The organism is Rhodoplanes azumiensis (assembly GCF_042682915.1).
Classification (GTDB): Bacteria; Pseudomonadota; Alphaproteobacteria; order Rhizobiales; family Xanthobacteraceae; genus Rhodoplanes; species Rhodoplanes azumiensis.
The window spans coordinates 354,195-377,105 of the sequence record NZ_JBHUIW010000001.1 but is presented as its reverse complement, the minus strand read 5'-3'; the positions used below and the strand labels follow the sequence as shown (position 1 = coordinate 377,105).

General features: G+C 70.6%; 20 protein-coding genes. 19 read left to right on the top strand and 1 reads right to left on the bottom strand.

The annotated features are described in order from the left end of the window. The first annotated feature begins 145 nt into the window (after window positions 1-145). From ACFSOX_RS01755 to ACFSOX_RS01675, 17 genes are all read left to right on the top strand, one after another. Complete coding sequence (locus ACFSOX_RS01755; protein WP_378476064.1) at window positions 146-1,483, top strand: replication-associated recombination protein A; 1,338 nt, start codon at window positions 146-148, stop codon at window positions 1,481-1,483. A gap of 75 nt (window positions 1,484-1,558) precedes the next feature. Continuing rightward, on the top strand, window positions 1,559-1,780 hold the full coding sequence (locus tag ACFSOX_RS01750) for a hypothetical protein (RefSeq protein WP_378476063.1): 222 nt from the start codon (window positions 1,559-1,561) through the stop codon (window positions 1,778-1,780). Beyond that, window positions 1,777-2,076 (top strand): type II toxin-antitoxin system RelE/ParE family toxin, encoded by a 300-nt coding sequence (locus tag ACFSOX_RS01745; protein WP_378476062.1) that lies wholly within the window; start codon window positions 1,777-1,779, stop codon window positions 2,074-2,076. Before ACFSOX_RS01750 ends, ACFSOX_RS01745 begins: the two co-directional genes overlap by 4 nt. 419 nt (window positions 2,077-2,495) lie before the next feature. Further along, complete coding sequence (locus tag ACFSOX_RS01740) at window positions 2,496-3,839, top strand: RluA family pseudouridine synthase (protein ID WP_378476100.1); 1,344 nt, start codon at window positions 2,496-2,498, stop codon at window positions 3,837-3,839. A 306-nt stretch (window positions 3,840-4,145) separates the two neighbouring features. Then, entirely contained in the window at window positions 4,146-4,352 is a 207-nt protein-coding gene (locus ACFSOX_RS01735; protein ID WP_378476061.1) for a hypothetical protein, read from the top strand. A gap of 149 nt (window positions 4,353-4,501) precedes the next feature. Next, the gene (locus ACFSOX_RS01730; protein ID WP_378476060.1) at window positions 4,502-5,023 is read left to right on the top strand and encodes a YeeE/YedE thiosulfate transporter family protein; all 522 of its coding nucleotides are present in this window, start codon (window positions 4,502-4,504) and stop codon (window positions 5,021-5,023) included. 33 nt (window positions 5,024-5,056) lie between these two features. Next, window positions 5,057-5,677, top strand: a complete 621-nt coding sequence (locus tag ACFSOX_RS01725; RefSeq protein WP_378476059.1) for a YeeE/YedE thiosulfate transporter family protein — start codon at window positions 5,057-5,059, stop codon at window positions 5,675-5,677. Between the two features lie 189 nt (window positions 5,678-5,866). Then, the gene (locus ACFSOX_RS01720) at window positions 5,867-6,838 is read left to right on the top strand and encodes an HWE histidine kinase domain-containing protein (protein WP_378476058.1); all 972 of its coding nucleotides are present in this window, start codon (window positions 5,867-5,869) and stop codon (window positions 6,836-6,838) included. Continuing rightward, on the top strand, window positions 6,835-7,230 hold the full coding sequence (locus tag ACFSOX_RS01715; RefSeq protein ID WP_378476057.1) for a response regulator: 396 nt from the start codon (window positions 6,835-6,837) through the stop codon (window positions 7,228-7,230). Before ACFSOX_RS01720 ends, ACFSOX_RS01715 begins: the two co-directional genes overlap by 4 nt. Before the next feature lie 178 nt (window positions 7,231-7,408). Continuing rightward, a complete protein-coding gene (locus tag ACFSOX_RS01710) occupies window positions 7,409-10,258 on the top strand; it encodes a bifunctional transaldolase/phosoglucose isomerase (protein ID WP_378476056.1) in 2,850 nt (949 codons plus the stop codon). A gap of 156 nt (window positions 10,259-10,414) precedes the next feature. Beyond that, complete coding sequence (gene gnd, locus ACFSOX_RS01705; protein ID WP_378476055.1) at window positions 10,415-11,425, top strand: phosphogluconate dehydrogenase (NAD(+)-dependent, decarboxylating); 1,011 nt, start codon at window positions 10,415-10,417, stop codon at window positions 11,423-11,425. Beyond that, a complete protein-coding gene (gene zwf / locus ACFSOX_RS01700; RefSeq protein ID WP_378476054.1) occupies window positions 11,422-12,939 on the top strand; it encodes a glucose-6-phosphate dehydrogenase in 1,518 nt (505 codons plus the stop codon). The genes gnd and zwf overlap by 4 nt, the downstream gene beginning before the upstream one ends. Window positions 12,940-13,272: 333 nt before the next feature. Continuing rightward, window positions 13,273-14,019, top strand: coding sequence for a 6-phosphogluconolactonase (gene pgl, locus ACFSOX_RS01695; protein ID WP_378476053.1), 747 nt, complete (start codon window positions 13,273-13,275; stop codon window positions 14,017-14,019). Next, window positions 14,016-14,654 (top strand): MBL fold metallo-hydrolase, encoded by a 639-nt coding sequence (locus ACFSOX_RS01690; RefSeq protein ID WP_378476052.1) that lies wholly within the window; start codon window positions 14,016-14,018, stop codon window positions 14,652-14,654. Before pgl ends, ACFSOX_RS01690 begins: the two co-directional genes overlap by 4 nt. Window positions 14,655-14,802: 148 nt before the next feature. Beyond that, window positions 14,803-15,471: a protein-L-isoaspartate O-methyltransferase family protein gene (locus ACFSOX_RS01685; protein WP_378476051.1), complete on the top strand. Its 669-nt coding sequence runs from the start codon at window positions 14,803-14,805 to the stop codon at window positions 15,469-15,471. A gap of 156 nt (window positions 15,472-15,627) precedes the next feature. Beyond that, a complete protein-coding gene (locus tag ACFSOX_RS01680; protein WP_378476050.1) occupies window positions 15,628-17,025 on the top strand; it encodes a TolC family outer membrane protein in 1,398 nt (465 codons plus the stop codon). Window positions 17,026-17,195: 170 nt separating this feature from the next. Next, entirely contained in the window at window positions 17,196-17,927 is a 732-nt protein-coding gene (locus ACFSOX_RS01675; RefSeq protein ID WP_378476049.1) for a PopZ family protein, read from the top strand. 42 nt (window positions 17,928-17,969) lie between these two features. Here the strand turns inward: ACFSOX_RS01675 and ACFSOX_RS01670 are convergent, their stop codons facing one another. Beyond that, window positions 17,970-19,169 carry an MFS transporter gene (locus tag ACFSOX_RS01670; RefSeq protein WP_378476048.1) on the bottom strand — a complete coding sequence of 400 codons (1,200 nt, stop codon included), beginning with the start codon at window positions 19,167-19,169 and terminating at the stop codon, window positions 17,970-17,972. A 266-nt stretch (window positions 19,170-19,435) separates the two neighbouring features. Here ACFSOX_RS01670 and ACFSOX_RS01665 point away from each other — a divergent pair, with 266 nt between their 5' ends. Continuing rightward, the gene (locus ACFSOX_RS01665) at window positions 19,436-22,201 is read left to right on the top strand and encodes a valine--tRNA ligase (RefSeq protein WP_378476047.1); all 2,766 of its coding nucleotides are present in this window, start codon (window positions 19,436-19,438) and stop codon (window positions 22,199-22,201) included. 333 nt (window positions 22,202-22,534) lie between these two features. After that, on the top strand, window positions 22,535-22,873 hold the full coding sequence (locus tag ACFSOX_RS01660) for a P-II family nitrogen regulator (RefSeq protein ID WP_378476046.1): 339 nt from the start codon (window positions 22,535-22,537) through the stop codon (window positions 22,871-22,873). The last annotated feature ends 38 nt before the right edge of the window (window positions 22,874-22,911 follow it).

Here is a 22,911-nt window from a genome sequence, read left to right as displayed (position 1 = left end):
CGTCAGCGGGATGACTCCGTCACGCCCGCTCGTCCCCGCGAAGGCGGGAACCCACGGGCGACACGGCACGGAAACCCTGGATGCCTGCCTTCGTGGGGATGAGCGGGCGGTGGGGCCAGCCCACCGCAGATCGTACTGAGGCCCCATGGCCACCCGCGCCAAGAAGCCCGAGTCTCCCTCGCTGTTCGCGGCCGCCGGCCTCGATCACGACGCGCCGCGCCCGCTCGCCGACAAGCTGCGCCCGCAGTCGCTCGCCGCGGTCGTCGGCCAGGATCACCTGCTCGGGCCGGACGGCGCGCTGACCCGGATGATCGAGACACGTTCGCTCGGCTCGCTGGTGTTCTGGGGGCCGCCCGGCACCGGCAAGACCACGGTGGCGCGGCTGCTGGCGCATGCGACGGACCTGGAGTTCGTCCAGATCTCGGCCGTGTTCTCCGGCGTCGCCGACCTCAAGAAGGTGTTCGACGCGGCGCGCGAGCGGCGCGAGACGGGGCAGGGGACGCTCTTGTTCGTCGACGAGGTGCATCGCTTCAACCGCGCCCAGCAGGACTCCTTCCTGCCCGTGATGGAGGACGGCACCGTCGTGCTGGTCGGCGCGACCACCGAGAATCCGTCGTTCGAGCTCAACGCGGCGCTGCTGTCGCGCGCCCGCGTGCTGGTGTTCCGCTCGCTCGACGCGGCGGCGGTCGAGAAGTTGCTGGTGCGGGCCGAGGCCGCGGAGGGCCGCGCCCTCCCGCTCGATGCCGAGGCCCGCGCCGCGCTGATCCGCATGGCCGACGGCGACGGCCGCGCCTCGCTGACGCTCGCGGAAGAAGTCTGGCGGGCCGCCCGAAAGGACGAGGTGTTCGACCTCGCGACCCTCCAGGAGATCGTCCAGCGCCGCGCACCCATCTACGACAAGAGCCAGGACGGCCACTACAACCTGATCTCGGCCCTGCACAAGTCCGTGCGTGGCTCGGATCCGGACGCGGCGCTCTACTGGTTCTGCCGCATGGTCGACGCCGGCGAGGATCCGCTGTTTCTGGCGCGCCGGATCGTCCGCATGGCCGTGGAGGACATCGGCCTCGCCGACCCGCAGGCGCTGGTCGTCGCCAACGCCGCCAAGGACGCCTACGACTTTCTCGGCAGCCCGGAGGGCGAGCTCGCCATCGCCAACGCGGTGATCTACGTCGCTACCGCGCCGAAATCGAATGCCGCCTACAAGGCCTACGGCGCGGCGATGCGGGCGGCCAAGCAAGGCGGCTCGCTGCTGCCGCCCAAGCACATCCTCAACGCGCCGACCAAGCTGATGCAGCAGGAGGGCTACGCCGCGGGCTACGAATACGACCACGACGCCCCGGACGCCTTCTCGGGCCAGGACTACTTCCCCGAGTCGCTCGGCCGCCAGAGCTTCTATCACCCGGTCGAGCGCGGCTTCGAGCGCGACATCCGCAAGCGCCTGGAATGGTGGGCGAAGCTGCGCCGGGAACGGGGCGGGGGGTAGGGACGTATCCTTGGCCGGTCGCCTCGCCCGCGGAGAGGGCCTATATTGGCACTGTTGGATTGGCGGAGCGGTCGGATGAACAAGCGCCTGAGCGAAGCGATCGAGCAGATCAAGGGACTGTCAGAGGAGCGGCAGCAACGGGCCGCGTTTTTGCTGCTCGATTTCCTCGAAGAGGACGATACGCAGTTCTACCTCACGCCGGAGCAGCGTGCCGAAATCGAGGAGGCCTTGTCGGACGACGAGGAGGTCGCGAGCGACGAGGAGGTGAAGGCCTTTTTCGCTCGCCTGATCGGATGAAAATCACCTATACGAAGCGCGCGTTGCGGCATATCGAGGCGATCTACGAATACGCGGCACAGGACGATCCGGTCGCGGCGGGTCGTCTGGTGGAGCGATTTGCTTACTCCGTCACCCGGCTTCGCATCCTCCCTTTTTCAGGGCGGCCGAGCGGAGATGGGCGGAGCCGGCTTCTCTCCGTTCCTGGGCTGTCCTACGTCGTCGTTCATGTCGTTCGTGGCGACACGGTGAGAATTCTCGCCGTGTTTCACACCTCCCGCAACCGGTCGAGACCGCACAAGAGGATAGATCATTGAAGCGGAGCGGCGGACCCCGGCAGCCGGGCGGAAAGCGACAGATCGCCGGACCGCGCGATCACGATCGGGGCGGTTTTTCGCGCACTGGCGGGCCGGGCCGCAGCGGCGGGCCGGGCCGTGGTGCCGGCAAGGGCGGCAAGGGGCCGGGCGGCGGCAAGTTCGGTGGCGAGAAATTCGGCGGCGACAGGCCGGCGGGGCGCTTCGGGGACGAGGCGCCGAAGCGGACGCGCGGGCCGAAGCGCGCCGCCGCCGGGGCCGGCGGAGGCGCCGCCAAGCGCACGCGCGACGAAGGGTTCCGCGGGCCGCGCCGCGACCGCGACGAGGCACGCGAGGCGTCCGGCTACGGCCGGTTCCGCCGCGACGATCGTCCGCTCACCGGCCGCAACAAGAAGGAGCGCGCCGCGCCCGATCGGCGTTTCATCAAGACCGGCAAGCGGCGCGAGGCGGAGCCGGACGAGCGGATTCTCGGCGAGGGGATCGAGGAGCGTCGCGACGATCGCCGTTTCGACGAGCGCCGTTTCGACGACACCCGCTCCGCCGGCGAGCGGCCGCGCGGCGGTCGCGCCCGGCCGGAGCGTCGCGACGATCGAAGCGAGGAGCGAGGCGAGGGGGCTCGACGGCCGCCGCGTGCGCGTCCCCCGGCGGCGCCCCACACCGGGCCGCGCACCCGGCGCGAGCGCGACGATGTCGAGCGTGACGATGTCGAGCGCGACGCGAGCGAGCGCGCCGCCGCGTCTGAGCCGCCGGTCGAGACGAGCGCCCCGCCGCCGACCGCCGTGCAGACCCTCGTGGTGACGGCCGACGAATCCGGCATGCGGGTCGACCGCTTCTTCGAGGCGCATTTCCCGAGTCTGTCGTTCAGTCACATCCAGCGCATCGTCCGCAAGGGCGAGGTGCGGGTGAACGGCAAGCGCGTCGACACCAAGGACCGGCTCGCCGAAGGCCAGAGCGTGCGGGTTCCGCCGTTGCGGCTCGACGGCCCGAAGTCCTCCGGCGCCTCCTCGGAGGCCGACGAGAAGACCCGCGCCTTCCTGAAGTCGATCACCCTCTACGAGGACGCCGACGTCCTCGTGCTCAACAAGCCGATGGGGCTCGCCGTGCAGGGCGGCTCGGGCACGACGCGACACGTCGACGGCATGCTGGAGGCGCTGCGCGATGCACGCGGCCAGCGGCCGCGGCTCGTCCACCGGCTCGACAAGGACACGGCCGGCTGCCTGCTGATCGCCAAGACGCGCTTCGCCGCCTCGACGCTCGCCGGCAGCTTCCGCTCCCGCTCCGCCCGAAAGGTGTACTGGGCGCTGGCCGCCGGCGTGCCGAAGCCGCGGCAGGGCCGCATCTCGACCTTCCTGATCAAGGAGGAGCGCGAGGACGAGAGCGTGATGCGCATCGCCAAGCACGGCGAGGAGGGGGCGAGCCACGCCGTCACCTACTACGCCGTCGTCGAGACGGCGGCGCAGCGCCTCGCCTGGCTGTCGCTCAAGCCGGTGACCGGGCGCACCCATCAGCTCCGCGCCCATCTCGCCCACATCGGCCACCCGATCGTCGGCGATCCGAAGTACTTCTCGATCGAGAACTGGGAGCTGCCGGGCGGCATCCAGAACCGCCTCCATCTGATGGCGCGCCGGCTGGTGATTCCGCATCCGCGCCAGGGCGTCATCGACGTCACGGCGCCGCTGCCGGCCCACATGGTGCAGTCGTTCAACCTGCTCGGCTTCGACGCGACCCGCTACGACCCGATCGAGGACGCACCCGACGAGGACTGACACGGGCGGCATTCCGGCGCGGCGCACGCGGGCCGGCGCTTCGCGCCGCCCGAGCCAAGGGACCGCGCCGCGGCAGGGTTTCCGCCTCGCACCATCAGAGCGGGTGACGAAGGGTGATGCAACCTTGATGCGTGATCTTACGAATCGCAGTCGAACGGACTGTTCACGCGCCAACGAACAATTAACCTGACCCCGTCGGTTCGCGGGCGTGTCGTGACGTTGTGAGGCGTTCCCCGCCGCCGGCTTCCGCTGACGAGTCGACGACAGAAGCGTGCGCGCCCGCCCGGCGCGCACGGGAGGGTTCCCATGCCCGGCTCCCGACGGGACACGACGAACGAGGATGGCGAAGGCACGCCGACCGTGGCGCGCGTGACGCTCGCGGTCGGTCGGCTGCGCCTGTCGACGGAAACCCGTGCCTCGGGCGACGCCGCGCCGCCCCACCTTCGCCTCGGCCGGCGGCCGAATGTGGATCTCGATCCGGATTTGGGCATCAGGCTTCCGCGTCTCCCGTGAGGTCCGCTCCGGCGCCCGCGCCGGGTTCCGCGCGCACTCCGCCTCCGGGTCCGAGCCATCCGGCACGGCGCTCTTGATTTCATAATTGCGAATATGAGAAACTGTCCGGGACGGCGCAGCCGGTGCGCCGCACGCCCGGAGCTTCTCGCATGATCGCGCTCACCGACCGTGCCTGGTCCCCTTATGTCGCCGGGGCCCTCATCGGCCTCCTGCAGATCCCGGCTTTCCTGCTGATCGACACCGCGCTCGGCGCCTCGTCGTCCTTCGTCACGATCGGCGGCACCCTCGCCGGTCTGGTCGATCCGTCGATCCTGAAGATCGACTACGTGGCCAAGCACGTCGCCGCGACGGCGAAGAACTGGTGGCAGGTCGCGCTCGTCGTCGGCGTCGCGATCGGCGCCTTCCTGTCGGCGTTCCTGTCCGGGTCGCTGCGCCGCGGCGTGTCGCCGATCTGGACGCGGGCACTCGGCACGCCGTCGCGGCCGGTGCGCTACGCGGTCGCCTTCGTGGCCGGCTTCCTCATGCTGTTCGGGGCGCGCCTCGCCGACGGCTGCACGTCGGGCCACGGCCTCTCCGGCGTCGCCCAGCTCGCCGTCGGCTCGACCGTGGCGGTTGCCGCCATGTTCGTCGGCGGCATCGCCACCGCGATGCTGCTGCTGCGCCGCATCTGATCCGTCCGGTCGATCCGAGAGGAGGAGAGTTCCATGTCGCTGTTCGTCGCCGTCCCGATCGGTCTCGCCATGGGCGTGGTGTTCGGCTTCCTGCTGGAGAAGGGGCGCGTCTTCGAGCCCGGCATCATCGTCGGGCAGATGCAGTTGCGCAGCTTCGTCATGCTGAAGATGTTCCTCGCCGCGGTCGCCACCGGTGCCGTGGTGCTCGCCGCCCTCAACGGGCTCGGCATCGTCAAGCTGCAGCCCAAGGCGGCGCTCTACGCGGCCGACGTGGTCGGCGGGTTGATCCTCGGCATCGGCATCGCGCTCGCCGGCGCCTGCCCGGGGACGACGCTCGCGCAGATCGGCGCCGGCTATCGCGACGCGATCTTCACCCTGATCGGCGGGCTCGCCGGGGCCGTGACGTTCTCGTATGCCGAGCCGTGGCTGAAGACGACCTTCCTGGGCCAGGGACAGGGCAAGATCACCTTCGCGGACCTGCTCGGTGTTCCTTATTGGAGCGGCGCCCTGGGGTTGGCCGCCACGTTGATCGCGGTGCTGATCGGGCTCGAGCTGTGGCGGCCGTGGCGTGCCGAGATCGGTCGCAACGCCGACGGCGATCTCGACGTTCCGGCGGATCGCCCGGCGCGGCCCCGGATCGTGCCGGCCGAGTAGTCGGCCGGCGGGCCGGCCGCGGCACGGGACGACGGAACCAATCGCCGACTGGTGCGTTGGTGGCGCGGTCATGGTTCCGCCAGGATCGCGCCCCTTGAAGGACACGCAATGGATGCCGCTGTGAGCATGCCCGCCGCGGGCGGTCGAGGATCTGCTGTCGCGTCCGGAAAGCTGAGTTCCTGGAAGGAGATGCTCGACGCGCTCCCGGTCGCCGCCTATCTCTGCGACGGCGCCGGCGCGATCGTCCACTGCAACCGCCGGGCGGCCGAGATGTGGGGCCGCTCGCCGGTCGTGACCGACGACGCTCCGACCGCCTGGCCGGCCCGTCCGGTGCGGGACACCGACCCGGCCCATCATCACCTCGGCCTCGCCGACACGCCGGTGGGTCAGTTCATGCGGACCGGCCAGCCGGTGCGCGACCGCGAGATCGTGCTGGAGCGCTCCGACGGGGGACGTGCCATCGTGCTCGCCAATGTCGAGCCGATCACCGAGGACGGCGCCCTGGTCGGCGCCGTCGGTTGCTTCCAGGACATCACCGAGCGCAAGCGCGCCGACCATCAGCAGCGCGCGCTCCTCAACGAGCTCAATCACCGGGTCAGGAACGCGCTCGCCACCGTGCAGTCCTTCGCCGACCACACGATCCGCAAATGCGGGCTGCCGCGCGAGGCGCAGGACGATTTCGAGGGCCGCCTCGTCGCGCTGAGCCGGGCGCACGACCAGCTCACCCGCGGCCGGTGGGAGCCGATCGATCTCGGAACCATCGTCGCGAGCGCCGTCGCGCCGAGCTGCAACGGCCGTCCGGACCGGCTGCGCGCCGCGGGCGACACCATCCGGTTGGGTGCTCAGGCCGCTCTGACCCTCTCGCTGGTGTTCCACGAGCTCGCCGCCAACGCCGCGAAGCACGGCGCGCTGTCGGTCGCGGCCGGCCACGTGACGGTCTCTTGGAGCGTCGAGGATCGCGGCGAGGTGCCGACCGTCCGGGTCATTTGGGAGGAGCGCGGCGGCCCGCCCGTGACGCAGCCCCCCGCCCAGGCCGGCTTCGGCTCGCGGCTCGTCCGCGAGGGCCTCGCCCGCCAGCTGCACGGCACCGCCGTGCTTGACTGGGATCCCTCCGGACTGCGATGTACGATGGATATTCCATTGTCGTCGACGCCGGGATGATGTCGGACGAAAGCGAAGACCCGTCCTATCCGAGCTTCCGTCGTCTGAGCGTCCTCATCGTGGAGGACGAGGCCATCATCTCGTTCCTCATCGAGGACGTCCTGCGCGAGCTCGGCTGCAAGGTCGTGCGCAACGTCGCCTGCATCGAGGATGCCTTCGCGGCGCTCGACGAGGCGGCCCCGGACGTCGCCGTGCTGGACGTCAATCTCGACGGGGTCGAGGTCTATCCGGTCGCCGAGCGGCTGCGCGCCCGCGGTATTCCCTTCGTCTTCACCACCGGTTACGGGGCCGACGGTCTCGCGCCCGACTGGGCCGACCGGCCGGTCGTCCAGAAGCCGTTCCGCTCCGAAAGCCTCGCCCGGGCGCTCGAAGCCGTGCTCGCGGAAGCGTGACCGCATCTCGCCCGACGGCCTTCGCCGAACCGTGATTCCGAACCGATATGGGCCCGCGAGTCGTTGTGGCGTCCGCCCGAAGGTCTAAGATCGGCCCGAGCTTCGCGCCGGCCCGGCCGGGGCGGACCATTCGTCCGTCGTCGGCCCGCCGGGCATCCGTAAACCGTGGATCTGGATCATGTCCCTTTTGAAAGCGCTGCACGCCCAGGGTCAGGCCGTGTGGCTCGATTTCGTCGCCCGCGGCTTCGTCGAGAAGGGTGACCTCGCCCGCCTGGTGGCCGACGACGGCATCCGCGGCGTCACCTCCAATCCGGCGATCTTCGAGAAGGCGATCGCCGGCTCGTCCGAGTACGACGACGCCATCGCGGCAGCGCTCGCCGACGGTGACCGCAGCGTCGTCGACCTCTACGAGCAACTCGCGATCGCCGACATCCGGAAGGCCGCCGACGTGCTGCGCCCGGTCTACGACGCCACCGGCGGGGCGGACGGCTATGTCAGCCTCGAGGTGTCGCCCTATCTGGCGCTCGACACCGCGGCGACGGTCGCCGAGGCGCGGCGGCTGTGGGCCGATGTCGCGCGTCCCAACCTGATGGTCAAGGTGCCGGGCACGGCGCCGGGCGTGCCGGCGGTGCGCACGCTGATCGGCGAGGGCATCAACGTCAACGTGACGCTCCTGTTCGCGCGCCGCGTCTACGAGGAGGTCGCCGAGGCCTACATGGCCGGGCTCGAGGATTTCGCGGCCAAGGGCGGCGACGTCTCGAAGGTCGCGAGCGTGGCGAGCTTCTTCGTCAGCCGCATCGACAGCGCCGTCGACGCGCAGCTCGAGGCGAAGGCGGCGGCCGCGACCGACCCGGACGAGAAATCGCGCATCGAGGAGCTGCTGGGCGAGATCGCCATCGCCAACGCGAAGCTCGCCTATCGCAGCTACGAGCAGATGATCGAAGGCGCCCGCTGGAAGGCGCTCGCCGCCGAGGGCGCGCGGCCGCAGCGCCTCCTATGGGCCTCGACCGGCACCAAGAACAAGGCCTACAGCGACGTCCTCTACGTCGACGAGCTGATCGGCCCCGACACCGTCAACACGGTGCCGCCGGCGACCCTCGACGCCTTCCGGGATCACGGCACCCCGGCCGCGACCCTGCAGCGCGGCGTCGACGAGGCCGAGGCGGCGCTCGGCGCGCTCGATCGCCTCGGCATCTCGCTCGACGCGATCACGGACCAGCTCGTCACCGAGGGCGTGCAGCTCTTCGCCGACGCCGCCGACAAGCTCCTGGGCGCCGTCGCCCAGAAGCGCGCCCAGGTGCTGGGCGCGCGCATGAACCCGCAAGTGATCACGGCGCCGCGCGACCTCGCCGAGGCGGTGGCGACGGAGACCGAGCGCTGGCGGGCCGGCGGCTTGATCCGCCGTCTGTGGGCCAAGGACGCGAGCGTGTGGACCGGCACCGACGAGGCGAAGTGGCTCGGCTGGCTCACCTGCACGGTCGAGGGCCGGGCGAAGCTCTCCGACTACCAGGCCTTCGCGGCCGACGTGAAAGCCGCCGGCTTCACCGACGTGCTTCTTCTCGGCATGGGTGGCTCCAGCCTCGGGCCGGAGGTGCTGGCCGAGGTGTTCGGGCCGCAGGCCGGCTTCCCGAAGCTGCGCATCCTCGACTCCACCGACCCGGCGCAGGTGCGCGCCACCGAAGCGGCCGTGACGCTCGCCACCACGCTGATCATCGTGTCGAGCAAGTCGGGCTCGACCACCGAGCCGAACGTGATGCTCGCCTACTTCTTCGACCGGCTGAAGCGGACGGTCGGAGACCAGGCCGGCCGCCACGTCGTCGCCGTCACGGATCCGGGCTCGTCGCTGGAGACGGTGGCGAAGCGCGACGGCTTCCGGACGATCTTCCACGGCGAGCCGACGATCGGTGGCCGCTACTCGGTGCTGTCGCCGTTCGGCCTGGTGCCGGCGGCCGCCGCCGGCATCGACGTCGCGGCCTTCCTCGACTCGGCCGACGTGATGGTGCACGCCTGCGGTCCCGACGTGCCGCCCGCCGCCAATCCGGGCGTGCAGCTCGGCCTGCTGCTCGGCCTCGCCGCCAAGGCGGGACGCGACAAGATGACGATGCTGGCCTCGCCGGCGCTCGCCGACTTCGGCGCCTGGACCGAGCAACTCGTCGCCGAGTCGACCGGCAAGAACGGCAAAGCCGTCATCCCGGTCGACGGCGAGCCGCTCGCCTCGGTCGTCTGCTACGGCAAGGACCGGGTGTTCGTCGACCTGCGGCTCGCCTCCGATGCCGCCTCGCCCCACGACGCCGAGATCAAGGCGCTGGAGCAGGCCGGCCATCCGGTGGTGCGGATCACGCTGCGCGACCGCGCCGCGATCGCCCAAGAGTTCTTCCGCTTCGAGATCGCGACCGCGGTCGCCGGCGCCGTGTTGGGCATCAACCCGTTCGACCAGCCCGACGTCGAAGCCTCCAAGATCAAAACCCGCGAGCTCACCGCGGCCTTCGAGGCGACCGGCAAGCTGCCGCCCGAGACGCCGGTGGCGTCGAGCGGATCGTTCGACGTCTTCACCGATCCGAAGAACGCCGAGGCGCTGCGCGCCGCCGGCGCCGGGGCCGATCCGGCGAGCTGGCTGAAGGCGCATCTCGCCCGGGTGAAGCCGGGCGACTACGTCGCGCTGCTGGCTTACGTGGCCCGCAACCCTGCCCATGTCGGAGCCCTGCAGGCGATGCGGCTCGCCGTGCGGGCGCGCAAGACGGTGGCGACCTGCGTCGGCTTCGGGCCGCGCTTCCTGCACTCCACGGGCCAGGCCTACAAGGGCGGCCCGGACACCGGCGTCATCCTGCAGATCACGGCGGACGATCATCCGGATCTCGCGATCCCCGGACAGACCGCGAGCTTCGGCATCGTCAAGGCGGCGCAGGCCCGCGGCGACTTCGGCGTGCTCGCCGAGCGCGGCCGCCGGGCGCTGCGCATCCACATCAAGACCGACGTCGGGGCGGGCCTCTCGGCGCTCGCCGCGGCGGTGGAGCAGGCGCTGAGCTGACGAGGCGTCGCAGCATTTCGCGCCGTCATTCCGGGGCGCGGACCAGAGGTCCGCGAATCCGGAATCCAGCAGCACGGTCCGTGTGTTCGGCCGGGTTCCGGGTCCGATGCTGCGCCTCGGCCCGGAACGATCGACAGGAACAAGTAGGAGCACGCGATGCAGATCGGGATGATCGGGCTCGGGCGGATGGGCGGCAACATCGTGCGCCGGCTCATGCGCGACGGCCATTCGGCCGTCGTGTACGACCGCGATGCGCGCGCCGTCTCGGCGCTGGTGACCGACGGTGCGGTCGGCGCCGGCGACATCGAGGATCTGCTCAGGAAGCTCGAGGCGCCCCGCATCGTCTGGGTGATGCTGCCGGCCGGCCCGATCACCGAGAGCACGATCGAGACGCTGTCGGGGCTGCTCTCCGCCGGCGATGTCGTCATCGACGGCGGCAACACGTTCTGGAAGGACGACATCCGCCGCGCGCGCTGGCTCAAGCAGCGTGGCGTCCACTATGTCGACGTCGGCACCTCGGGCGGCGTGTGGGGGCTCGAGCGCGGCTACTGCATGATGATCGGCGGCGAGAAGGAGGTGGTGAAGCGGCTCGACCCGATCTTCGCCACGCTGGCGCCGGGTGAGGGCGACATCCCGGCGACGCCCGGACGCGCCGACCGCGACGGCCGGCCGGAGCGCGGCTATCTGCACGCGGGCCCCAGCGGCGCCGGTCACTTCGTCAAGATGATCCACAACGGCATCGAGTACGGCCTGATGCAGGCCTATGCCGAGGGCTTCGACATCCTGAAGAACGCCGGTTCCGAGGCGCTGCCCAAGGAGGAGCGGTTCAACTTCGATCTCACAGACATCGCCGAGACGTGGCGGCGCGGCAGCGTGATCACGTCGTGGCTGCTCGACCTCACCGCCTCGGCGCTCACCCGTGACGCCGAGCTCGGCGATTACACGGGCTTCGTCGAGGACTCGGGGGAGGGGCGCTGGACCATCATGGCGGCCGTCGACGAGGCGGTGCCGGCCGACGTGCTCTCCGCCGCGCTCTATGCGCGGTTCAGGTCGCGACGTGATCACACGTTCGGCGAGAAGATCCTCTCGGCGATGCGCCAGGGCTTCGGCGGCCATGTCGAGCCGAAGGCGCCGGCGGGAGCCCCGACCACGAAGGTCGAGGCGTGACGGCGAAGAACGGCGCGCGGATCGTTCCCCCGGCGGATCCGTGCTGCTTCGTCGTGTTCGGTGCGTCGGGCGACCTGACCCATCGGCTCCTGGTGCCGGCCCTCTACAATCTCGCCGCGACGGGCCTGTTGCCCGAGGCGTTCTCCATCGTCGGCGTCGCCCGCGCCGAGATGTCGACCGAGGCCTTCTGCGAAGGGCTTCGCCAGGCGCTGGCGAAGTTCGCGACAAGGAATGTCGAGCCGGACGTGGTCGAGCGGCTGCTCGCCTGCGTCACCTATGTGCAGGGCGGTCCCGAGGACGAGGCGTCGTTCGATCGTCTCGCCGAGACGCTGCGCGCGATCGAGGAGACGCGCGGCACAAGCGGCAACCGGCTCTATTATCTCGCGACGCCGCCGACCGCCTTCGCGCCGATCGCCCGCGCGTTGGGTCGCACCGGGCTCGCCGCGGAAGAGAACGGGGCCTGGCGGCGGCTGATCGTGGAGAAGCCGTTCGGCACCGATCTCGCCTCGGCGCAGGCGCTCAATCGCGAGCTTCTCGCCGTGTTCGAGGAGCATCAGATCTTCCGCATCGACCACTATCTCGGCAAGGAGACGGTGCAGAACATCATGGTGATGCGGTTCGCCAACGGCCTGTTCGAGCCGATCTGGAATCGGGATCACATCGACCAGGTGCAGATCACGGTGGCCGAGACCTTGCCGGTCGGCCGGCGTGGAAAATTCTACGACGCGACCGGTGCGCTGCGGGACATGGTGCCGAACCATCTGTTTCAGCTCCTGTCGCTGGTCGCCATGGAGCCGCCGTCGCGGTTCGATGCGCGCGCGGTGCGCAGCGCCAAGGCCGCCGTGCTGGACGAGATCAAGATCGACACGCCCGAAGAGGCGTTACGCCGCTCGGTCCGCGCCCAGTATCTCGCCGGCAGGGCCGGGCGCGAGACCGTGCCGGACTATCGGGCGACCCCCGACGTCGCGCCCGACAGCACGACCGAGACCTATGTGGCGCTCGGCCTGATGATCGACAACTGGCGCTGGGCCGGCGTGCCGTTCTTTCTACGCACCGGCAAGGCGCTCTGCGCGCGGCGCAGCGAGATCGCGATCAAGTTCAAACAGGCGCCGCTGTCGATGTTCCGCCACATGCCGGTCGAGCACCTGGCCGAGAACTTCCTCGTGGTCGGCATCGCGCCGGAGGAGGGGATCTCGCTGCAGTTCAACGCCAAGGTTCCGGGCCCGTCGGTCGCCATCGACGGCGTCGACATGACGTTTCGTTACAAGGATCACTTCGAGGCGGCGCCGTCGACCGGCTACGAGACGCTGATCTACGACTGCATGATCGGCGACGCGATCCTGTTCCAGCGCGCCGACGGCGTCGAGGCGGGCTGGCGCGCCGTGCAGCCGTTCCTCGATGCGTGGAAAGAGGCCGGCCGCGACGGACTTTCGACCTACACGGCCGGCACCGACGGTCCCGAGGAGGCGCATCGCCTGGTCGGCGACCACGGGCGCCGTTGGCGCCCGATCTGAGGGTGATGTGATTGCGTCGTGACGATGCCGGACAGATCATCATCGATCTCGCCGGGGCTTTCCCCCTCCCTGTCCCTCCCCCACAAGGGGGGAGGGAACGCAAGAGCCGCATGCTCCGAGGCCAGTTTGGTCGGTTTGCTCGCCTGCCCCCGGTCTGCCGTCCGATGCTTCGTTATCAGCTGATCCCTTGTCAGATAAGCCGTCGTCACAGGGGCGTGTGATCATGATCGATGGCGTAGCCGCGCGCCGCAGCCTGCTCCCTCCCCCCTTGTGGGGGAGGGGTGGGGAGGGGGGTAGCCCCTGGCGCGAGCGTTGCGGCTCGGAGGCGCAGGCATGACTCTCCACGACCTCCTCGTCTTCGACTCCCGCGACGCTCTCGTCGCCGCGGCGGCGGAGCGCATCGCCGCGCTTCTGGGAACCATCTCGGGCCGCGGCGCCGTCTGCCTCACCGGCGGCTCGACGATCGTCCCGGTGTACCAGGCCCTCGCGCGAAGGCCGTTGCGTGAGAAAATCCCGGTCGCGCGGATCGATTGGTTCTTCGGCGACGAGCGCTTCGTGCCGGCCGGGCACGCGCTGAGCAACGCCGCGCAGGCGCAGGAGGCGCTGCTCGGTCCGCTCGGCGTGCGCCCCGAGCGCATCCATGCGATGCCGACGCACGCCGCGACACCGCAGGCGGCGGCCGACGCCTACGCGGCGACGCTCGCCGCGTATCACGGCGCCGAGCGGCTGGCGCCGGACCGGCCGCTGTTCGACCTCGTGCTGCTCGGCATGGGCGCCGACGGTCACGTCGCTTCGCTCTTCCCCGGACAGCCCGGCGTGGAGGAGGGTCGGCGCTGGGTCGTCGGTGTCGACGAGGCCGGGCATCCGCCGGCGGTGCCGCGGGTCAGCCTCACCCTGCCGGCGCTTGCGTCGAGCCGCGCCTTGCTGTTCATCGTCGCCGGACCGGACAAGCGTCCGGCGCTGTCGCGCGTCCTCGCCGGCGACGACCTGCCGGCCGCGCGTGTGCGGTCGGCCGGTCCGGTCCTGTGGCTTATGGACCGCGCCGCGGCGCCGACGACGCGCATCGAGGACCGAACATGACCACCCGCGCCCGTGCCGCCATCGTTCCCGTCACGCCGTTCCAGCAGAACTGCACGGTCCTGTGGTGCGAGGCGACCAAGACGGGCGTCGTCGTCGATCCGGGCGGCGATCTCGACCGGATCGAGGCGGCGATCGCCGAGGCCGGCATCGCGGTCGAGGGCATCTGGCTCACCCACGGGCACATCGACCATGCGGGCGGCGCCGCCGAGATGAAGGAACGCCTCGGCGTGCCGATCATCGGCCCGCATCGCGACGACCTGTTCCTGCTGGAGCGCCTCGCCGAGACCGGCCGCGGCTACGGCATCCCGGCCCGCGACATGGTGCCGGACCGGTGGCTCGACGAGGGCGAGACCGTGTCGGTCGGCGAGCTCACGCTCGAGATCCTGCACTGCCCGGGCCATTCGCCCGGCAGCGTCGCCTATGTGGATCGCAGCCAGGGCTTCGCGCTGGTCGGCGACGTGCTGTTCCGCGGCTCGATCGGCCGCACCGACCTGCCGGGCGGCGACTACGACACGTTGATCCGCTCGATCACCGAGAAGCTCCTGCCGCTCGGCGACGACCTCGCCTTCGTGTGCGGCCATGGCCCGACCTCGACGATCGGGCACGAACGGGCGACCAACCCGTTCCTGCGCTGACCACGCGCCGCCGGTCTCGATCGTCTCGGCCCGGGTCGAAAACACCCCGGTCCGTCGCAGCAGGGCAGGGTCGCCTTGCCTTTTCCGGGGGCCTGTTCCACAACACCGCCGTCCGCGTCCGGCCGGGGACGCAAGCGGAGCCGCACCCATGGATTTCGCTGCCGCACGCCACAAGATGGTCGACAACCAGGTGCGACCGAACGGCGTCACCGATCGGAGCCTCGTCACGGCGCTGCTCGAGGTGCCGCGCGAGCACTACGTCCCGTCCGCCAAGGCGCCGATGGCCTACATGGACGGCGACCTGCCGGTGGCCGTCGTCGCCCACGGCAAGCCCGACCGCTGCCTCCTCAAGCCGATGGTGCTCGCCCGGATGATCCAGGCGCTCGAGCTCGCCGAGACCGATCGGGTGCTCGATATCGCCTGCGGCACCGGCTACTCGACGGCGGTGCTGGCCCGTCTCGCCGCCCGCGTGGTCGGGCTGGAGGAGACGCCGGCGCTCGCCGAATCGGCCGCGAAGCTGCTCGCTTCGGCCGGGGTCGAAAACGCGAGCGTGGTCGCCGGACCGCTGGAGGCCGGATGGCCCGCCGACGGCCCCTACGACGCCATTCTGATCAACGGCACGGTCGACAGCGTGCCCCGCGCGCTGCTCGCCCAGCTCGCCGAGGGGGGGCGGCTGATCGCCGTGGTCGGCACCAAGGCGCCCGGCGAGGTGATTCTCTACCGGTCGGTGAATCGCGAGCCCAGCGGTCTCCCGGTGTTCGACGCCGCGGCGCCCGTTCTGCCCGCCTTCGTCACCCCGCCGACCTTTGTTTTCTGACACAAATTTGTCGTAGCCCGGGCTGTGGCGCGATTGCGCCACCGTGCATCTTTTTCGCCGTCGGGGTTCCCACCGCACTGACCGGTTCCTATTCTGATGCCGCTCCGGCGTGATTGGCGTCGGGCGGAAATGCGTGTGGTGAGGTGGAGGTTGGTCATGCAGGTGGCGACGAGGTATCGGCAGCGGCTCGGTGCAGCGGTGATCGCCGCGACACTGACGGCTGGCGTCGGGCCGGCGCTGGCCGACACGCTGCCGGGGGCGCTCGCCCAGGCCTACCAGAACAATCCGCAGCTGAACTCGCAGCGTGCGATCGTGCGCGCCACCGACGAGAACGTCCCGACCGCGCTGTCGGGCTACCGGCCGAGCATCACGGCGTCCGCCAGCGTCGGTCGCCAGTATCAGCGGACCGAGAACCAGCAGGGCGCCCTCACGGTGGTCACCGAAGGGGCCTTCACGCCGCACGGCGTCGGCATCACCGGCACGCAGACGCTGTTCAACGGCTACCAGACCGGCAACCGCGTGCGGCAGGCCGAAGGGCAGGTCTCGGCGGCGCGCGAGACGCTGCGGCTGATCGAGCAGAACGTCCTGCTCAACGGCGCCACCGCCTACATGAATTTGCTGCGCGACACGGCGATCCTCGATCTCCAGCGGCGCAACGTCGAGGTGCTGCAGGAGCAGCTTCGCCAGACCCGCGACCGCTTCGCGGTCGGCGAGGTGACCCGCACCGACGTCGCCCAGTCCGAATCGCGCCTCGCCGCCGGCCGCTCGCAGGTGTCGCAGGCCGAGTCGAACTACACCTCGTCGAAGGCGACCTACCGCCAGGTGATCGGGGTCGAGCCCGGCAAGCTCTCGGCCGCCACCCCGGTCGACCGGCTGTCGCCCGGCACTCTGCCGGCCTCGGTCGACACCGGCCGGGCCCAGAACCCGAGCGTCACGGCGGCGATGTTCGGCATCGACGTCCAGGCCCTGCAGGTGAAGATCAACGAAGGCACGCTGCTGCCGACCCTGACCGCCACCGCGAACGTGCAGCAGAGCTGGGAGGTGAGCCCGACGATCCCGAAGCAGTTCAACGCCTCGGTGATCGGCCAGCTCTCGGTGCCGCTCTACCAGGGCGGCGCCAACTACGCCCAGATTCGCTCGGCCAAGGAGACGCTCGGCCAGAAGCGGCTCGACCTCGAGACGGCGCGCGACCAGGCGCAGGCCAACGTCGTCCAGGCCTGGGGCCAGCTCACCGCCGCCAAGGCGCAGATCGAGGCGACCCAGGCGCAGGTCTCGGCCGCCGAGATCGCCCTCAACGGCGTGCGCGAGGAGGCCCGGGTCGGCCAGCGCACCACGCTCGACGTCCTCAACGCCCAGCAGGAGCTGGTCAACGCGCGCGTCGCGCTGGTCACGGCGCAGCGCGATCGCGTCGTCGCCTCCTACACGCTGCTCGCGGCGGTCGGGCGGCTGTCGCCCGTCGTGCTCGGCCTGCCCACCTCGATTTACGACCCGGTCACGCATTATCATCAGGTCCGCGATGCCTGGGCCGGAACCCGCACGCCCGACGGGCGCTGATCCTCGGAGCACGCAAAGGCCCTATGCGGACGCAGCGACCTGGGCGTAATGTCGTTGGATTGCTTGCAGATGGCGGCATGGCCTTCATACTGCGTCGAAGCTCTGGGGCGATGATTCGACCCCTCTGATCGTCGGCTCGACCGGGACGACCGGAAACGGGAACGGATCGCATGAACCAACCGGCAAAGGCGCAAGAGCCGTCGATGGAGGAGATCCTGGCCTCCATCCGCCGGATCATTGCCGACGACGACACCGCCAAGCCCGCCGCTGCCAAGGCCGAATCCAAGCCCGAGGCCAAGCCCGAAGCGAAGCCCGCGCCGGTCGCCGTCGCGCCGGCGCCTGCTCCGGCCCCTGCCGCGCCCGCCAAGGCGCCCGACGCGTCGAACAGCCAGGACGACATCGACGCGCTGTTCGCGAGCTTCGATTCGACGCCCGAGCCCGAGGAGGAGCCACCACCACCGCCGCCGGAGCCCGAGCCGGTCGCCGTGGCACCTCCGCCGCCGCCCCCGCCGCCGGCCCCGGCCGCGCCACCGGTCGCCCGGGCGCCCGCCGACGATGTGCTGGAGCTCACCGAATCGATGCGCACGGCGCCGCCCGGCCTGCGCAAGGTCGACGGCCGGCCCGACGTGGTGTTCAGCGAGCGCGCCGGCTGGGACGAGGCGCCGCCGCGTCCGGTCGAGGACGGACGCCCGCTGCTGTCGGCCACCACCTCGGCGGCGGTCGATTCGGCCTTCAACACGCTCGCCCACACGGTGCTGGTGCAGAACGCCCGCACGCTGGAGGATCTCGTCCGCGAGATGCTGCGGCCGATGCTCAAGGCGTGGCTCGACGACAATCTTCCGCAGATGGTCGAGCGGCTGGTCCGGGCCGAGATCGAGCGCGTCTCCCGCGGCCGGACCTGACCCGCCCGGGCATCCGGAGCGTCGCTCGCCGCCGCACGGCCATCAGGGGCCTGTCGCGCGGCGCCGCAGCTTCGCCGCGAACCACAGCCCGATCAGCGGCAGCAGCACGGCCGTGACCAGGAACACGGGACGCGCGCCGAAGCGATCGTAGACCGGCGCCCACACGGCGACGCCGAGCGGCTGGCCGAGGAACAGCGACGACGAGAACAGCGCCACGCCGGTGCCGCGGACCTCCGGCGACATCTGCGTCGCATTGGTCTGCAACGTGTTGTGCAGCATGTAGAAGCCGAGCCCGAGCAGCACCACGCCGAGCGGCGCGAGCCACCAGCGCGGCGTCAGCGCGAGAATCGCGTAGGCGAGGCCGAGCGTGGCGCCGCCGCCGATCGACAGGCCGACCTGGCCGAGCCGGCCGACCAGAACCCGCACCGCGCTGGCATAGATCAGCCCGCCGAGCCCGAAGCTGCCGAGCACCACGCCGACCAGCGTGAAGCTCAGCCCGAAGCGGGCGACGAGATCGGCGCCCACATAGGCGAGCCCGCCGAACATCAGTGCTCCCTCGACGAACACGATCAGCATCAAGGTGCGGGCCCAGCGGTTGCGCAGCACGATGCCGTAGCCCGCGATCATGCCGATGCGTGGGCCGTCGTCGGTGCGGACGCGGGTCGCCGGATTGCGGGCAAGCTCGACGGCGAGCGCCAGCGCCGCCACCATGAAGATGCCGCCCAGCACCACGAACACGGCGCGCCAGCCGAAGGCGTCGCCGACGATGCCGCCCGCCGCCTGGCCGAAGAGCTGGCCCATCACTTGGCCGCCGAGATAGCGACCGAGCACCTGCTGGCGCCGCTCGTAGGGCACGGTGTCGCCGATATAGGCCATGCCGAGCGGAATGACGCAGGCCGCAGCGGCGCCGCAGGCGAGCCGCATCGCGGTCAGCCCGGCGAGCGTGCCGGTCAGGGCGCAGGCCAGCACCAGCAGCGAGGCGAGGGTGGCCGCGATCGCCACGGTGCGGAACTTGCCGAAGCGGTCGCCGACCGGCCCGCTGACGAGCTGCAGCGTCCCGTGGACGACCAGATAGGACGACACCACGACCGAGGCCACCCCGACGGTCACGCCGAAGTCGGCGGCGATCTGCGGCAGCACGGTGTCGGCGGCGCGCACCTGCGCCTGGCTGGCGAAGGCGGCGAGCGACAGCACGGCGATCGGGCGGGTGAACGAGGGCGAGGCGGGTGGGGCGGTCGGCACGTGAGGCGTCGGATCCTTGCGAGCCGGCAGCTTACACGATCCGGAGGGGCGCTCCAGGCGCCACGGCCCGGACGCCGCCGAACCGCCGCGGTGGGCGCTCGCTCCGCCGCGTGGTCCGCCCGGGCGGCCGCCGTTCGGCGGCGTTGACAGCGGCGGGTGCGGGGGGTTTGGTGGCGCCCGCCATCTTCCAGGGCGGACCCGCGATCGTCGCCGAACCTCTTGCGGCGCTTCGCGATCGTGCCCCGCCGCGTAAAGAATCCGGACCCATGATCGAGAAAACCTACCAGCCCGCCGCCATCGAGGACCGCATCTCGGCCGCTTGGGAGGCGGCGCAGGCGTTCCGGGCCGGACGGCCGGACCGTGCGAACGCCGCGCCTTACTGCCTCGTTATCCCGCCGCCCAACGTCACCGGCTCGCTCCACATGGGGCACGCCCTCAACAACACGCTGCAGGACGTGCTGGTGCGGTTCGAGCGCATGCGCGGCAAGGACGTGCTGTGGCAGCCCGGCACCGACCACGCCGGCATCGCCACCCAGATGGTGGTCGAGCGCCAGCTCATGCAGCGCAAGGAGCCGTCGCGCCGCGAGATGGGCCGGGAGGCGTTCCTGGATCGCGTCTGGGCCTGGAAGGCCGAGTCGGGCGGCACCATCGTCAACCAGCTTCGCCGCCTCGGCGCCTCGTGCGACTGGTCGCGCGAGCGCTTCACCATGGACGAGGGGCTTTCGCGTGCGGTGCTGAAGGTCTTCGTCAAGCTTTACGAAGAGGGGCTGATCTACAAGGACAAGCGGCTGGTCAACTGGGATCCCAAGCTCCTCACCGCCATCTCGGATCTCGAGGTGCAGCAGGTCGAGGTGAAGGGGAATCTCTGGCACATCCGCTATCCGGTGGAGGGCACGGGCGAGTTCATCACGGTCGCGACGACACGGCCGGAGACCATGCTGGGCGATACCGCCGTCGCGGTGCATCCGACCGACGACCGCTACCGGCACCTGGTCGGCAGGCACGTGATCCTGCCGCTGGTCGGCCGCCGCATCCCGATCGTCGCCGACGAGTATTCGGATCCCGAGAAGGGCACGGGTGCCGTCAAGATCACCCCGGCGCACGACTTCAACGACTTCGAGGTCGGCCGGCGGCACCATCTGCCGCTCGTCAACGTGCTCGACACCGAGGGCCGGCTCGACCTCGCCGAGAACGCGGCGTTCCTCGACAAGGTCGAGATGACCGAGGCGCTGCGCGAGACGATCGCGCTGCACGGGCTCGACCGCTTCGAGGCGCGCAAGACGATCGTCGAGCGGCTGGAGACCGAGGGCCTGCTCGAGAAGATCGAGCCGCACACCCACATGGTGCCGCACGGCGACCGCTCCGGCGTCGTCATCGAGCCGTTCCTCACCGACCAGTGGTACGTCAACGCCAAGGCGCTCGCCGTCCGGGCGCTCGACGCGGTGCGCGACGGCTCCACCGTCTTCGTCCCGAAGACCTGGGAGAAGACCTATTTCGAGTGGATGGAGAACATCCAGCCCTGGTGCATCTCCCGCCAGCTCTGGTGGGGCCACCAGATCCCGGCCTGGTACGGGCCGGACGGCAAGGTGTTCGTCGCCGAGACCGAGGAGGAGGCCGTCTCCCGGGCGCTCGCCTATTACGCCGAGACCGAGGCCATCACGCCCATGGAAGGGCACGACATGGCGCTCGATCCGGAGAGCCGGTCGCCGTTCCTGATCCGCGACGAGGACGTGCTCGACACCTGGTTCTCCTCGGCGCTGTGGCCGTTCTCGACGCTCGGCTGGCCGGACGAGACGAAGGAGCTTTCGCGCTACTACCCGACGAGCGTGCTCGTGACCGGGTTCGACATTATTTTCTTCTGGGTTGCCAGGATGATGATGATGGGACTTCACTTCATGGACGAAGTCCCGTTCAAGACCGTCTACATCCACGCGCTGGTCCGCGACGAGCGCGGCCAGAAGATGTCGAAGTCCAAGGGCAACGTCATCGATCCGCTGGAGATCATCGACGAGTACGGGGCCGACGCGCTGCGCTTCACGCTCGCTGCCATGGCGGCGCAAGGGCGGGACATCAAGCTGGCGAAATCGCGGGTCGAGGGGTACCGAAACTTCGCGACAAAGCTGTGGAATGCCAGCCGCTTCGCCGAGATGAACGGGTGCGTCACGGTTCCGGGCTTCGACCCGCGCGTCGCCACCGAGACGCTCAACAAGTGGATCGGCCACGAGCTCGCCCGTGCCGTCGCCGACACCACGGCGGCGCTCGAAGCCTACAAGTTCAACGAGGCGGCGGGCGCCGTCTACCGCTTCGTCTGGAACGTCTATTGCGACTGGTACCTGGAGCTCGCCAAGCCGGTGCTGCTCGGCGCCGACGGCCCGGCCAAGGACGAGACCCGCGCCATGGTGGCGCATGTGCGCGACGCCATCCTGGCGCTCCTCCACCCGTTCATGCCGTTCGTCACCGAGGAGCTGTGGACCGTCACGGCCGAGGGCGGCCCGGCCCGCGACGGGCTGCTGGCGCTGGCCCGTTGGCCCGCGGCCGAAGGCCTGGAAAATCCGGAGGCCGAGGCCGAAATCGGGTGGGTGATCGACCTCGTGACGGCGATCCGCTCGGTGCGGGCCGAGATGAACGTGCCGCCGGCCACCAAGCTGCCGCTGGTGCTGACCGGGGCGCCGACGACCATCGAGCGGGCACGGCGCTGGGCCGAGGTGATCGAGCGGCTCGCCCGGCTGGAGGGCATCGGCCATGCCGCGGCCGCCCCCAAGGGCGCCGTGCAGCTCGTGGTGCGCGGCGAGGTGGCCGCCATCCCGCTCGCCGGCGTGATCGACATCGCCGCCGAGAAGGCCCGGCTGACCAAGGAGAAGGCCAAAGCCGAGGCGGACATCGCCCGGGTCGACGGCAAGCTCGCCAATGCCGACTTCGTGGCGCGGGCTCCCGAGGAGGTGGTCGAGGGCGAGCGCGAGAAGCGCGAGGAGGCGGTCGCCCGCCGCGACAAGTTCATCGAGGCGCTGGAGCGGCTGAAGGACGCCGGCTGATCCGAGGCCCGTCATCCCGGGGCGGCGGGTCGGCGCCGAGCCCGGGATCTATATCCCCTCTCCGGCGTGATCCACCGACACCGGGCGAATGGGGTCCGGGCCCGCGGACCGTCGGTCCGAGGGACAGGAACGACGGCGATCGTGGCCAACCCGTGCCGGTCGCCGCCGGTGCATGGCAGCAAATCCTCAAATGCGTGGAAATCCGTCTGTTTTGGCGGCGCCGTATCGGTATTTTGCGGTGCACCGACACGCCTTCGGACCGCCGCGCCTTGTTCGGGCGCCGGGGCTTCCCTCCGTCTGTTCGGCGTCCGACCCCGATTTCTGGAGTGCCGCATGAAGCTCGTCACCGCCGTCATCAAACCCTTCAAGCTCGACGATGTCCGCGACGCCCTGACGTCCGCCGGAACCCAGGGCATGACCGTCACCGAGGTCAAGGGTTACGGCCGCCAGCGCGGCCACAAGGAGGTCTACCGCGGCGCCGAGTACGTCGTGGCGTTCCTGCCGAAGATCCGCATCGACGTGGTGGTCGACGACGACCGGGTCGAGCGGGTGATCGAGACGATCCGGGGCGCCGCGCGCACCGACCATATCGGTGACGGCAAGATCTTCGTCACCCCGATCGAGCGGGCGCTGCGCATCCGCACCGGCGAGGTCGACGGCGACGCCCTCTGACGACGCACGGTCGCCACCGCTCGATCGCGCGCCCACGC

Bases quoted from the DNA above. Each gene is read 5' to 3' on its own strand.
- ACFSOX_RS01660 (WP_378476046.1), top strand. From the start codon at position 22,535: ATGAAGCTCGTCACCGCCGTCATCAAACCCTTCAAGCTCGACGATGTC.
- ACFSOX_RS01680 (WP_378476050.1), top strand. From the start codon at position 15,628: ATGCAGGTGGCGACGAGGTATCGGCAGCGGCTCGGTGCAGCGGTGATC.
- gnd (WP_378476055.1), top strand. From the start codon at position 10,415: ATGCAGATCGGGATGATCGGGCTCGGGCGGATGGGCGGCAACATCGTG.
- ACFSOX_RS01720 (WP_378476058.1), top strand. From the start codon at position 5,867: ATGCTCGACGCGCTCCCGGTCGCCGCCTATCTCTGCGACGGCGCCGGC.
- ACFSOX_RS01675 (WP_378476049.1), top strand. From the start codon at position 17,196: ATGAACCAACCGGCAAAGGCGCAAGAGCCGTCGATGGAGGAGATCCTG.
- ACFSOX_RS01715 (WP_378476057.1), top strand. From the start codon at position 6,835: ATGATGTCGGACGAAAGCGAAGACCCGTCCTATCCGAGCTTCCGTCGT.
- ACFSOX_RS01710 (WP_378476056.1), top strand. From the start codon at position 7,409: ATGTCCCTTTTGAAAGCGCTGCACGCCCAGGGTCAGGCCGTGTGGCTC.
- ACFSOX_RS01735 (WP_378476061.1), top strand. From the start codon at position 4,146: ATGCCCGGCTCCCGACGGGACACGACGAACGAGGATGGCGAAGGCACG.
- ACFSOX_RS01755 (WP_378476064.1), top strand. From the start codon at position 146: ATGGCCACCCGCGCCAAGAAGCCCGAGTCTCCCTCGCTGTTCGCGGCC.
- ACFSOX_RS01685 (WP_378476051.1), top strand. From the start codon at position 14,803: ATGGATTTCGCTGCCGCACGCCACAAGATGGTCGACAACCAGGTGCGA.
- ACFSOX_RS01750 (WP_378476063.1), top strand. From the start codon at position 1,559: ATGAACAAGCGCCTGAGCGAAGCGATCGAGCAGATCAAGGGACTGTCA.
- ACFSOX_RS01725 (WP_378476059.1), top strand. From the start codon at position 5,057: ATGTCGCTGTTCGTCGCCGTCCCGATCGGTCTCGCCATGGGCGTGGTG.
- ACFSOX_RS01730 (WP_378476060.1), top strand. From the start codon at position 4,502: ATGATCGCGCTCACCGACCGTGCCTGGTCCCCTTATGTCGCCGGGGCC.
- ACFSOX_RS01665 (WP_378476047.1), top strand. From the start codon at position 19,436: ATGATCGAGAAAACCTACCAGCCCGCCGCCATCGAGGACCGCATCTCG.
- ACFSOX_RS01690 (WP_378476052.1), top strand. From the start codon at position 14,016: ATGACCACCCGCGCCCGTGCCGCCATCGTTCCCGTCACGCCGTTCCAG.
- ACFSOX_RS01745 (WP_378476062.1), top strand. From the start codon at position 1,777: ATGAAAATCACCTATACGAAGCGCGCGTTGCGGCATATCGAGGCGATC.
- pgl (WP_378476053.1), top strand. From the start codon at position 13,273: ATGACTCTCCACGACCTCCTCGTCTTCGACTCCCGCGACGCTCTCGTC.